Here is an 11905-nt window from a genome sequence, read left to right on the forward strand (position 1 = left end):
TTCCTGCTTGGCTACACGCCTACAACCACCACCGGCCCCACACCGGCATCGGCGGCCACCCACCCATCAGCCGCTTGACCAACCTCCCCGGTCAGTACAGCTAGCCACCAACGACCTCGACGCCTACAGCCGGTACCTCGGTCGCAGCGGAGCCGACCCGGGCTCCCCTGCCGCGCTCGCCGTGCTGCCGCCCTATCTCAACGTGGCACCCGACCAGAGCACCCAGGAGTTGTTGAACTGGGTCCATGGCGCACTATGCGACGCCCCTCGCCGGCGAGTACCGGCGGTCGAGGTGATCAGCCGTTGGCCGGCCAGCCGCCCCGACCGCCTCAACAAGGCCGAGACCGACCTGCTGGCCACGCTGCTCGAACGACAGGGTGTCGGCATCGAACCCGACGTGCGTTACGGCGGCACGCCACCTGCTCCCCACGGAGACATCGTTCTGTTCACGCTGCCCAACGCCACCGCTGGAGGTCTCCCGGCGGAGTTGAGCCCCGACTACGGGTGCGCACTCGTGCTTCTCCAGTTGGCCGCCGCCGTGGCCGCCGCGGACGGGTCGGTCGCCGACACCGAAATCACCGCGATGCTCGACCACCTCAGCCGCGGCCTGAGCCTCAACGTCACCGAACACGCCCGCCTGCACGCCCACCTCGAACTCGTCATGCGACGTCCGCCCACGCCGGCTGCCCTGCGTAAGCGCACCGCGGCCCTGGACGACACACAACGCCAACAGGCAGCGGACCTGCTTCTGGCTGTAGCCGCCGCAGACGGAATGATCAGCCCGGCAGAGACCAACCAGATCAGCCGCTTGTTCACCATCCTGGGCTTCGAGGCCACTGACGCCTACGCCCAGATTCACGCCGCCGCCACAGCCCGCCGGGTGCCCGATCCGATGTCTGCGGCGCGCACCGCCGGGCCGGTAGCCCTTGACTTCGCCCTGCCCGCGCGTCCGGATAGCAGCGCCGCCCCGCGCGGTAGGCACGCCGCCCCCGACGCTCTGGACGCCGTGGCTGCCGTGACGTTGGACCCCGAGGTGCTGGCACGCACCCGCCGCGACAGCGAGCACGTAGCCGCGCTGCTCGCCGACATCTTCCTCGACACCGTCGACGAACCCGAGAGCACCACGACACTCACCCCCGCAGCAACCCCCACCATCCACGCGAATGGCACCGGCGTCGCCAACGTGCTCGCCGGCCTCGACGCACCACACAGCCACTTACTGCATGCCCTGACCGAGCAAGCCGTGTGGGACCGGGCCACCTTTCTCCGCTTGTGCAGCAGCCAGAGGCTGCTGCCTGACGGTGCCATCGACACCCTCAACGAGGCCGCGGTCGAGGCCACCGGTGAACCGGTCTGCGAAGGACACGACCCCATCGAGATCAACAGTTTCGCGCTGGAGGAGATGCTGCGGTGACCACCCCCCAGACACCGGCGACGGCCGGTTGGCTGCGCCCCCGCGAGCGTGACGCCATCATCAACTCCTTGCGCGCCGGCGTCGTCCCCCGCGCAGGCTTCCAGCACGTCCAGGTCGGCCGCGCCGGCGAAGTCAAAGCACTCGCCGCCGACCTCGACCGCATCGCCGACGGCGGCTCCATGATCCGCTTTGTCATCGGGGAGTACGGCGCAGGCAAAACCTTCTTTCTGTCGCTGACCAGCTCCATCGCCGCGGAGAAGAAGCTCGTGACCGCCCGCGCTGACCTGACCCCCGACCGCAGACTGCAGTCCACCACTGGCCAGGCCCGGTCGCTGTACGCCGAACTGATGCGCAACCTCGCCACCCGCGCAGCACCCGACGGCGGCGCCCTGCCCGCCGTGGTCGAGCGCTTCGTCACGTCAGCTCGCACCGAGGCCGACAGCACGGGCACCGACGTGGGTCAGGTGATCAGCGACAAGCTCGCCACCCTGTCGGAGATGGTCGGCGGATACGACTTCGCGCACGTCATTGGCTGCTACTGGCGCGGCTACGACACCGGCAACGACCAACTGAAGACTGACGCGATCCGCTGGCTGCGCGCCGAGTACACCACCAAGACCGAAGCTCGGGCAGCGCTCGGGGTCCGCACGATCATCGACGATGCCAGCTTTTACGACGCCCTCAAGCTCATGGCCACCTTCGTGCGGCTGGCCGGCTACAGCGGTCTGCTCATCTGCCTTGACGAGATGGTCAACCTCTACAAGCTGGCCCACACGCAGGGCCGCAACAGCAACTATGAGCAGGTTTTGCGCATCGTCAACGACTGCCTGCAGGGCCGCGTGTCCGGCCTCGGCGTGTGCTTCGGCGGAACACCCGAGCTGCTCATGGACAGCCGTCGAGGCCTGTACAGCTACGAGGCGCTGCGTAGCCGCCTGGCCGAGAACGCTTTCGCTGTCGGTGGCCTCGTCGACATGTCCAGCCCGGTGCTGCGGCTGGCCAACCTGACACCCGAGGACATGTACGTCCTGCTCACCAAGCTGCGGCACGTCTACGCCGCCGGGGACCCCGCCAGCTACCTGTTGCCCGATGAGGCGCTGCACGCCTTCATGCAGCACTGCGCCACCCGGGTCGGCGACGCCTACTTCCGCACGCCCCGCACCACCATCCGCGAGTTCCTCAATCTGATCGCCGTCCTGGACCAGAACCCCGGCCTGGACTGGCGAACACTCATCGGCCGAGTGGAGCTCGCGCCGGAGGCCAACCCCGACCTGCAGCCGCTGCCCGACCCGGTCCCGGCCACGCGCGAGGAACGGCCAGTCGTGGCACCGGGCTTCGCTCCGCCGCCACCAACCGCCGCCGTAGGCGCCTCGGTCGGGCGGGACAGCAAGACCCTGGGCACCGAGCAGGACGACGACCTGGCCAACTTCCGGCTCTGACCGCGCCGTGAGCGACGTCCCCCGCCCTCAGCCTGTCAGCCCGACATCTCCGCCAGCGGCGGAGAGTCGCGCGTTCGATCGGCTGCATCCGCACGTGCAGCGCTGGATCTACGACAATCACTGGACCGGGCTGCGCGATGCGCAGGAACGCGCCGTCCCGCTGCTCATCCAGCCATCCGGTGACGTTCTCATCTCCGCCGCCACGGCCGGCGGAAAGACCGAAGCGGCTTTCCTCCCGATCATCAGCAACCTGCTCGATGACCCGGCTCCCGGTCCGGGCCTGCAAGCCTTGTATGTGGCGCCACTCAAGGCGCTTATCAACGATCAGTACGCGCGGCTCACCGACCTGTGCGACGGCACGGACGTCCCCGTCCATCGGTGGCACGGCGACGTTGCCGCCGACCGCAAGACCAAGCTGCTCAAGGCCCCTTCGGGCATTCTGCTCACCACCCCGGAGTCATTGGAAGCGCTGTTCGTGCTGCGCGGCACCAAGGTCGCTGCTCTGTTCGCGCAGCTGCGGTACGTCGTCATCGACGAGCTGCACGCCTTCCTAGGAACCGAACGCGGAGCGCAACTGCGCTCGCTGCTGCATCGACTGGAACTCACCGTGCGACGGCGGGTCGCCCGTGTCGGCCTGTCAGCAACCCTGGGCGACATGCAGCTGGCCGCCGCGCAGTTGCGGCCGGCCGCTCCCGATCAGGTCAGCCTGATCGAGTCCGCCAGCGGAGGGCAAGACCTCCGGCTCGCCATCCGTGGCTACCTCGACAGCGCACCACGCCCCGCAGGTCCCACCCCGACATCCGCCGTGGGTGACGCGGAGGAGGACGTCGGCGAAGACGCCACCCTCACCAGCACCCGCCTCATCAGGGCACACCTGTTCGACGTCCTCCGCGGCACCGACAACCTCGTCTTCGCGAACTCCCGCAGCCGAGTCGAGATGTACGCCGACCAGCTCCGCCAGTTGTGCGAACAGGCACACCTGTCCAACGAGTTCTTCCCGCATCACGGCAGCCTGTCCAAAGAACTCCGCGAGGACGTCGAAGCGGCACTCAAAGACCCCGCTCGCCCAGTCACCGCCGTGGCCACCACCACACTGGAGATGGGCATCGACATCGGCAGCGTCGCCTCAATCGCCCAGGTCGGCCCGCCACCAAGCGTCGCCGGGCTGCGCCAACGACTCGGCCGCTCCGGGCGCCGCGGTGAACCGGCGATACTGCGGACCTACATCACCGAACCGGAGATCGATCCCCGCACACCACTCGCCGACCAGCTCCGCGGATCGCTAGCGCAGACGATCGCGACGATCGAGCTCCTACTCGACGGCTGGTGTGAACCACCCGATGCGGCGGTCCTGCACACCTCCACCCTCGTCCAACAGCTGCTCAGCCTGATCGCCCAACACGGCGGCGTCACACCGCAGGATGCCTACCGGGCGCTGTGTGATGCCGACGGCCCGTTCTCGGCGACCACCCCGTTCCGGTTCAAGGCACTCCTGCGGTCCCTCGCTGATAGAGAGGTCATCGACCAGAGCCGCGACGGGACGCTGCTGCTCGCCGAAGTGGGGGAGCGGACGGTCAACCACTACAGCTTCTACGCCGCCTTCACCAGCCCGGAGGAATACCGGCTCCTCCACGGCGGCCGACAGCTCGGGGTCTTGCCCATCGACTTCCCGCTCTACATCGGTCTCGGTCTGATCTTCGGCGGCCGCCGGTGGCGAGTCACTGGCATCAATGATCGTCAACGCACCATCGACCTGACCCGGGCAGCAGGCGGGCGGCCACCCACCTTCGCCGGTGACGGCGCCGCAGTGCACGACCGCATCCGTGCCCACATGCGGGACCTGCTGGCCAACGACCGCGTACCCGCCTTCCTCAACGCTACCGCCCGCCAGTTCCTTGTCGAAGCCCGCGACACTTTTCACCGGCACGAGCTCGCCCACAGGAGTCTGCTGCCCCGCGGATCAGCCACGATCCTCGTTCCCTGGGTCGGCACACGAACGGCCAACACCCTCACCGTCCTGCTTCGCCATCACGGTGTCGAGGCGACCAACGACGGACTGACCATCACCTGCGAGCGAGACGACCCCACCCAGGTGATCACGGTGCTCGCTTCGCTCGCCTCCACAGGGCCGGAAGATCCGCGTGCACTGGCGGCCTCGGTCCACGGCAAACAGGCAAACAAGTACGACATGTGGCTCGATGACGCCCTCCTCGACGAGGACTACGCCGCCCAATCACTCGACACGACCAGCGCCCATCAAACGGTCCTGCGCCTCCTCACCGAAGCGAACGCCGACCGGCCTTGACCTTGGCAGCACCGGCGTCTCGGCTCCCGCACCGAGACACGTGAGCACGAGCCAAGGAGCCGACGGACCAGGCACGCGGCCGGTGGCCTCCTACCGTGGGGATGTGCCGCGTCACCACCTCGTTCCACAGATGTATCTGCGGAACTTCGCCGACGAGCGTGGGCTGCTGCGACTGGTGGACCGGAATGACCTGAGCCGGTCGATCCCCAGCAGCGTCAACAACGCGTGCAACGAAGTCGGCTTCTATGCCTGGCGACCGGGTCTGCGAGCCGATGAGGTCGACGATCCTTCGATGCTCGACCCAGGACACGTCGAAGGTCTGCTCAGCGTGTTCGAGGGGCGGGCGGCCGCAGTCATCGCGCAGATCCTGCAGTCCGGACAGCCTCCAGAGACCCTTGAACAGCGGTACGACCTGGTGCACTTCGTGGCATTACAAGCCGCTCGGGGACGACGCTTCCGCGAAGACTTGAGCCAGACCGCCACATGGGCAGCCCGGCAGCACCTCCGGGAGACCGTAACTGTCGACCACGTCAGGCACTGGCTGACCGAGCAGGGCCTGCCCCACGGACGCTCCGACATCCAGGCATTCCTTGACCGAATCCTGGGACCGGACGGTCCTCGCCTCCTGCCCGACACGACCTTCGCGATCCAGCAGGCCCTCCGCTTCGCGCTGATCGACGTTGCTCCACGGCTGTGGACAGGCCTGTGGCGTATTGCCGAGTTCGCCGAGCCGGCGCTGCTGAGCAGCGATGAGCCAGTCGTGCCCTGGCACCCCGACGAGGAGCCCGTGACCGTGCTGACCGCGCCGGTCGTGTGGCTTCCGCTAGGACGGCGGCACCTACTGGAAATAAGCCACCCCTCCTCCGTCACCACCGCGTCTTATGACCAAGACCCGATAGGTCCCCAGCTGGTAAACGCCCTCGTCGCGACACAGGCGGAGCGGTGGATCTTGCACCACCCAGAAGACCGCGACCTGATCAACGGCACCGACGTCGGCGTCCGCACCGAGTGGGCCGATGAGGTGCTCGACACGAGGGTCGACGGCGATCTGGTCCGCGAGTTGCGTCGGCTGAGACGACTGCCGAAGAAGTGAGCGCCCGTCCCAACCGCAGGAACCGAAGAGCAGCCGATTTCGGACATCAAGTGCCTGTCGAAGCGGCGACCACTTCGGCTGCGCCTCGCCGCCTTGCAGGGGTGCTCGTCTCCCCGAACGACGGTCAGCGGACCATCCCGCCACGTCGATGTCCGGCTTTCCAGCCAACCTGAGCGTCAGAACGCTCCGACGCCGCTCCATTCAGCGCGTACGTCGACGGCCTCGGGTAAGCCGTCAACTCAACCACGGCCGCGACTACCCCAAGTAGCAGTGAAGACCGCGAACATCAGATGCAGTTCCAGCTCGCTGGTCACGAGCGTCGCCCCACGGGTTGATCGACCAAACGCCCGCTGAGTCGGTGGACACTGTGTCGCATGGGTTCATGCCCAGCGGCCGCAAGGGCCGGCTAGGAGCCCGAGGCGGCATCCACCATGGCCTGCTCAGCCCGGCCTGCGCCCCCGGTTGCTGGCGACCCCTGGCCGCCCCGGAACAGGTAGCCTGCGCCCTAGGCAGCCCGTTCAGTCCCTGGGCGCACCGTTTGCAGCCGTGGGAGCAAGTCCCCGCCGGGAATCTTCTCGACCTTGCTGAGCGGTTGAAACTGCCTCACAGCCATCGTCCGCTCCCACTGGATGCCATCGACGACGTAGCAAATCAACGCTCGCCATGACTTGTCGGCCTGCCGCACCCAACCCCTTCGTTGGCCGTGATGCCATACCCCGTCGAAATGTCGGGCCCTCACCGGCGATGACACGGTGGAGACCAGCACGTCGCCCGATCGGATGAGACGAGCGTCCACCTGCACCTCGCCGATGGCTACGCCAGCTGCATCAGCAAGCAGGCGCGCTGCGGCGTCGTGGGCGGCATTCGGCTCTTTCACTGGAGTGCTCAGCTGTAGTTCTGGAATGTGTACGTACCAGGTCAGGGCTTGACGCTCGACTAACGCCACGTGTTCCACGGTGGTATCCCTTGGGCTTTTGACGAGCCCCGTAATCAGTCCACGGTGAGGCCCGACGAGGACTCGACACCCGCGCGTGATTGGGCGACCCCAATAGCTGGATGCTCAACCAGGGGATCTAGTCCCCGCGCCTTTCGGCTTGGACGTGACGACCTGTGGAAGACCATCCTCGGTTTCGGGTGAGATGGCAATGTTCCGCGTCTTCCGGGCGTGGCGGTCCACCGTGGTGGCACCTCGACGCAGCGCGTGGAGGCGAGAGGCTGCAGCGCCGCCTGGGCGAAGACGGTGCAACGAGCCGAGGTGACCGAGCAGACTGGAGCACTTAGCGCGATCGTCGTCTCCTTAGTGCGGTCAACGCCAGGCCGAAGACCACGGAACAACGCCCGAGGCGATCGAGCACCAGGTCGGGCAGCTGATGACGAAGTAGCCGGTCGTTCATCCTGACGGTCGTGACCGCGGCCGACCGATCCGGCGCCGGCAAAAGCCCAGCGGCCAGCGCCTAGATGCAACCCCGATCGTGCCCCCGGCAGCGTCACCATTGCGCCTGACGGACGGGTGCAACAAGGCCGCTCGCGCCAGCTGTCCATAGCCAGCACACGCGTCAAGTGAGCGTGAGCCTGCTGCAATCTCGGTTACGGCTGTGGTGACCGGCCATGGTGCGGTCGCGGTCCGGCCGAGGCCCGGTAGGTGGCACGCGCGGCAGCGATCGTCGCGTACAGCGGGTGTGCCTTGTTGTGGTCCTGGTTGAGTGGCGGCCCCAGGTCGTTGATGACTGCAGCTTCGACGTCCTTGGGGTCGGGGTGCTCCACCCACGTCACCCGTAGGTGTTCGCGCATCCATCCCGAGAGGCGCTCCTCGTCGGCGTCGATCGGCACGACGCGATCTGTGGTCCATCGGGTGGTGTAGCCCTCGGACGGCATCAGCAGCGCGACCAATGCCCGGCGCAGGGTGGACGAACCGGTCGGCCCTCGAAAGTGATTACGCGCGACCCTCTTCCAGAGATTGCTCGCAAGACCGATGTACAGAAGTTGCAGCCCTCGGTCGTTGGGGTGCGAGGGCCCAGCTACTTCCGGCAGTACTCCAGGGGTTGACCACCAGGCGTAAAGCCCCGATGCGCGAGGGAGCCGGGCAGTTGCTGCGTCAGCGCTCACAGGCGGGCCGCACAACTTCCTGGCAACAGAGAGCGCGTCCATGCCTGCAGCCTCTCACTGCCGCCACGGGGCGACCAAAGCGGCTGTGAGCTCGGCGCCGAGTAGAGGAGGCGCTGCCTTCAGCGCAATCGGCCTAGTGATCAGCACAAGGTGGCGAGGCGTAACAGCCGCCACCTTGTTCTCCAACGGGCTATCAGATGGACCGTTGGACGACGAGTGGCGAGCGTGAACGGGTCACGCCACGATCCGCTTGTGACTGCTGGGTTGCCTTCGCCGTTGCGACACCACCCGATCCTCGACAATCCTGCGCTGGCGTCGCTGCATGAGCAGAAGCTGCTGCACGAGGAAACGGCGGCGGTGCTGGAAGCACGAGCCGGCGCGACCGATGGCCCGCAGGCCGAAGCGCTCCTGCGGAGGGCACGTCGACGTCGAGCGATGGCCGCCCGCCTCGCTGCTTACCTGCGCGACGAGGCCGGTCGATCGCAAGCGGCGGCGGAGACGCGGCACCCCAGCGGAAGAGGCTGACCACCCGACACCCAGCCAGCGTGCGGCAAAGCAAAGGAAATACGAGCCAAACGCACCTCGTGTCTCTCTTCCGTCTCACCTTGCAGGCGACGTCCGCGTGTTGTCGCAGCCCGCGGCGATACGCGTCCGAGGCTGTGGCTCGTGACCGAAGTCATCAAGAGGGCGGTGGATGCCGAGGTCTATGCCGCCCGCTGGATGAGGGCCCTCGGCTTCTATGACGCGCAGGAGACTCCCGCCAGCGGAGACGCCGGTATTGACGTCATGTCGGCGGGGGCCGTGGCGCAGGTAAAGATGGCGGCGAAGCAAGTTGGACGCCCAGAGGTACAGAGCTTCGTGGGTGCGGTACATGGCCACCCCGACTAGCACCGTCTGTTCTTTTCATGAAAGGGTTACTCGTCCAACGCGATCGAGTACGCCGAGCAGACTCGGGTCGCGCTGTTCACCTATGAGCTTAGCGGGTCGTACATGCCCGCCAACGCGTACGCGCACAATCTCTGCGCAGTGCCGCACGGGCTCCCACTTCTCGCGAGGACTCCGTCCGGTGCGACCGCAGCGCAGGGTACGCCCCTGTGGTGGACACCGCGCCGCATCCGACAGAGCGTTCCCGGCGCCGTGCTCCTAGGCGTGGTCGCCTTCTTCATCACCCATCCCGACTGTTTCATCCAGGTTCTCGTTTTCGCCTGTTTCATGTTCTTCGCCTGGGGATGGCTCGGCGGCAGTAAGCCGAAGAAGAGCAGACGGCGAGCGCGGCGACGCCGGTAGGCGAGCCCGCAGCCGCGGGTCGCGGTGCGGTGGCCTGGCTCCCGGGCATCCGCGGGACGTCGGTGCCCGTCGCCCGGCGTTGGCGCCTCAGATTGCCGCACCAGCGGGAGGCATGTCGGCTTTGATGTCGCTGGCGGGCCGGAAGTCCCCGGGCAGGGGTGAGTCGAGAAAGCCGACCGGTGCAGCGAGTGACTCCTCGGCCACCACGGCGTCACAGTCGTGTTGTAGCCAGTGGGAGACGTCGGCACTGCGTGACAGTGGCCTCAGTGGTGGCACCTCGAAGGACAGCGTCCAGGCGAACGGCTGCAGCGCCGCCTCGGCGAAGACAGTGCAACCAGCCGGACTGGCGGAGCACACCGGAGCGCTCATCCGCGCTCGTCCTCCCACGACCACGGTCAGTCCTAGTCGAAGACCCCTCGGCAGCCGCCCAAGATGACCGAGCAGCAGGTCGGATAGCTCGGGATGGCGACGCAGTAGCCGGTCGTGCACGCCGACGGCCATGACCGCGGCCAACCCGGCGCGCGCGACAGCCCCTAACGGCCAGCCGCCCAGTTGCAGATCTATGGTGCCGGGTAGATGCCCAACCTGTTGCGCTTGGCCGGCGAGTGCATCGGTGACTGTTCGAGCCAGCTCCCCGTAGGCAGGTACGACACGTCGACCCAGCGTGTGATTGCACGGTCCGCAGAAGACATACCCGCCGACACCACGCTGCGAGGAGACCCAGCCACTGCTGGGAAAGGCCAGCGGGTCAGGTGAGGTCGCGGCCGTCCAGGATGACGTCCCGCGAGCACGGCGAGTGTTTCCGGCTGAAGCCGGTGGCACGTGCTCGAAGGTGAGTTCCCGTGTGTCGCCGCAGACCCGGCACCGTCCGACGTGACGCTCCAGCGGAAGGAACGCATGCGGGTCGTCAAGACCCGCCAAAAGGTCACCCAGCAGATCACGTGCGACGGCCAATCCCGTCGGCGCCACCACGGGCAGCGGATCGTCGGATCGGCGCATGATCGTGAACTCGTCACCACCGCCATGGCCGTTCAGCTGACCAGACATTCAGACTCCCCACCGAAACGCAACCGGGGCAGCGCACGAGACAACGGACACCGAAGCCACGCTCGGTCTCCGGCGTGCGCCAACCCGGGGAGGCCAACCCTGGGCCGCCTCTCACCGCTGCGGGTGACAGACAAACGCCAAGGTCTACGCCGACCCAGGTGTTGCGTCGACAAAGTAGCCGTGTCCACCCCGACCTCGGCGGCCGTCCTGACGGCGCAACGAGTGCTCGACCTGCCCAACAGTTGCCTAAGCCGAGGTGAAGCGGGCTTCGTCGAAGCGCTCAGCAATCTGGCAGCCCTGTCCAAGTCCAAAGAACAACGCACAGTCATGACCGCGATCGCTGACACTCTCCTTGCCGGCAGTGGTCACACCCGCTCGCCAGCTGACCAAGACCTCTGGTTCTACCTCCACGGGTCCGGTCAGAACTGCCCCGATCTCACCCTCGTGAGCGAAGCCAGCAACCGAGTGGTTGCCGTGATCGAGGCCAAGCTCAACGCACACGCCGCGGCCACGGCGTGGAGTACCTTCAACGCTGCACAACCCTTTGCCAAGGACCCCCTGAAGCACTTACGGCGACAGCTCAAGCCTCGCACCGCAGCAGCGCATCCCTGGTCACCCACCTGCGGGTGCAGCTGGCACACCACGCCTGACAAGACCGGCCTAGTCACTCCAGCCGTCGCCCAGATCGACTCCTACCGCCTGACGCGCACCTGGGTCGACAACACACCTGACATCGTCCTCGATGACCCCACACAGGCGGCCTGGATCGTTCTGGACCGCAGTGCCCGACCGATCAGCGCCTTGTTCAAGGGAGCGTTAACGATTACGGAGTGGCATCCGGCCAACATCGCCGACCTTGCAGCAACCGTCTCCCGTCTGCACGCCACCTGCCGCGAGGCGGAGTCCCGTCAGGCGCTGCGAGCAGTCGCCTTCCACCTCCTCAACTAAGGCCCTGCCGATCGCGCGCAGCCCGGATGGCCGCAGCGAAGACAGGGCCCGAACTAGGCGGCTCTTCCGCGTAGCGGGTGGCCAGGGCGGACCCGGCTGACTCGGGCAAAGCCCATTCAAAGGCGTTGAGTCAGGCGTTGATGTACAGGTGAAAGACGGATTGGCGACCGCTAGGGCGCGTCTCCTAAGTCGTTAGCCACATGGTGATGGCCCGGAGGACGACGGCTCCTCGGTAGACGGTGGCGAGCCTGTCGTAGCGGGTGGCGATG

The 11905-nt window shown here is 67.0% G+C and carries 10 protein-coding genes and 1 pseudogene; 8 read left to right on the top strand and 3 right to left on the bottom strand.

What is annotated here, in order from left to right; all coding sequences use genetic code 11:
- From E9549_RS21030 to E9549_RS21050, 5 genes and pseudogenes are all read left to right on the top strand, one after another.
- A pseudogene (locus tag E9549_RS21030) lies at nucleotides 1-104 on the top strand (IS481 family transposase); the annotation flags it as partial.
- A gap of 77 nt (nucleotides 105-181) precedes the next feature.
- On the top strand, nucleotides 182-1414 hold the full coding sequence (locus E9549_RS21035) for a tellurite resistance TerB C-terminal domain-containing protein (RefSeq protein ID WP_236828541.1): 1233 nt from the start codon (nucleotides 182-184) through the stop codon (nucleotides 1412-1414).
- Nucleotides 1411-2850 (top strand): ATP-binding protein, encoded by a 1440-nt coding sequence (locus E9549_RS21040; protein ID WP_236828542.1) that lies wholly within the window; start codon nucleotides 1411-1413, stop codon nucleotides 2848-2850. Before E9549_RS21035 ends, E9549_RS21040 begins: the two co-directional genes overlap by 4 nt.
- Before the next feature lie 94 nt (nucleotides 2851-2944).
- The gene (locus tag E9549_RS21045) at nucleotides 2945-5155 is read left to right on the top strand and encodes a DEAD/DEAH box helicase (RefSeq protein ID WP_236828543.1); all 2211 of its coding nucleotides are present in this window, start codon (nucleotides 2945-2947) and stop codon (nucleotides 5153-5155) included.
- On the top strand, nucleotides 5049-6248 hold the full coding sequence (locus E9549_RS21050; protein ID WP_255716272.1) for a DUF4238 domain-containing protein: 1200 nt from the start codon (nucleotides 5049-5051) through the stop codon (nucleotides 6246-6248). Before E9549_RS21045 ends, E9549_RS21050 begins: the two co-directional genes overlap by 107 nt.
- Nucleotides 6249-6753: 505 nt before the next feature.
- Here the strand turns inward: E9549_RS21050 and E9549_RS21055 are convergent.
- Nucleotides 6754-7194 (bottom strand): hypothetical protein, encoded by a 441-nt coding sequence (locus E9549_RS21055; protein ID WP_236828545.1) that lies wholly within the window; start codon nucleotides 7192-7194, stop codon nucleotides 6754-6756.
- A 641-nt stretch (nucleotides 7195-7835) separates the two neighbouring features.
- Nucleotides 7836-8396 (bottom strand): GIY-YIG nuclease family protein, encoded by a 561-nt coding sequence (locus E9549_RS24575; RefSeq protein ID WP_374201466.1) that lies wholly within the window; start codon nucleotides 8394-8396, stop codon nucleotides 7836-7838.
- A 210-nt stretch (nucleotides 8397-8606) separates the two neighbouring features.
- Between E9549_RS24575 and E9549_RS21065 the strand changes: the two genes are divergently transcribed.
- The gene (locus tag E9549_RS21065; RefSeq protein ID WP_236828547.1) at nucleotides 8607-8879 is read left to right on the top strand and encodes a hypothetical protein; all 273 of its coding nucleotides are present in this window, start codon (nucleotides 8607-8609) and stop codon (nucleotides 8877-8879) included.
- Nucleotides 8880-9020: 141 nt separating this feature from the next.
- The gene (locus tag E9549_RS21070; protein WP_236828548.1) at nucleotides 9021-9242 is read left to right on the top strand and encodes a restriction endonuclease; all 222 of its coding nucleotides are present in this window, start codon (nucleotides 9021-9023) and stop codon (nucleotides 9240-9242) included.
- A gap of 486 nt (nucleotides 9243-9728) precedes the next feature.
- On the opposite strand, the gene E9549_RS21075 is transcribed toward E9549_RS21070, so the two are convergent.
- Complete coding sequence (locus E9549_RS21075; RefSeq protein WP_236828549.1) at nucleotides 9729-10688, bottom strand: hypothetical protein; 960 nt, start codon at nucleotides 10686-10688, stop codon at nucleotides 9729-9731.
- Between the two features lie 180 nt (nucleotides 10689-10868).
- Between E9549_RS21075 and E9549_RS21080 the strand changes: the two genes are divergently transcribed.
- Nucleotides 10869-11636, top strand: a complete 768-nt coding sequence (locus E9549_RS21080; protein WP_236828550.1) for a hypothetical protein — start codon at nucleotides 10869-10871, stop codon at nucleotides 11634-11636.
- Nucleotides 11637-11905 lie beyond the last annotated feature (269 nt).

It is taken from the genome of Blastococcus sp. MG754426 (assembly GCF_021699055.1).
Classification (GTDB): Bacteria; Actinomycetota; Actinomycetes; order Mycobacteriales; family Geodermatophilaceae; genus Blastococcus.

Coding starts and splice junctions, on each gene's coding strand:
- E9549_RS21050 (WP_255716272.1), top strand. CDS start 5,049: ATGACGCCCTCCTCGACGAGGACTACGCCGCCCAATCACTCGACACGA.
- E9549_RS24575 (WP_374201466.1), bottom strand. CDS start 8,396: ATGGACGCGCTCTCTGTTGCCAGGAAGTTGTGCGGCCCGCCTGTGAGC.
- E9549_RS21075 (WP_236828549.1), bottom strand. CDS start 10,688: ATGTCTGGTCAGCTGAACGGCCATGGCGGTGGTGACGAGTTCACGATC.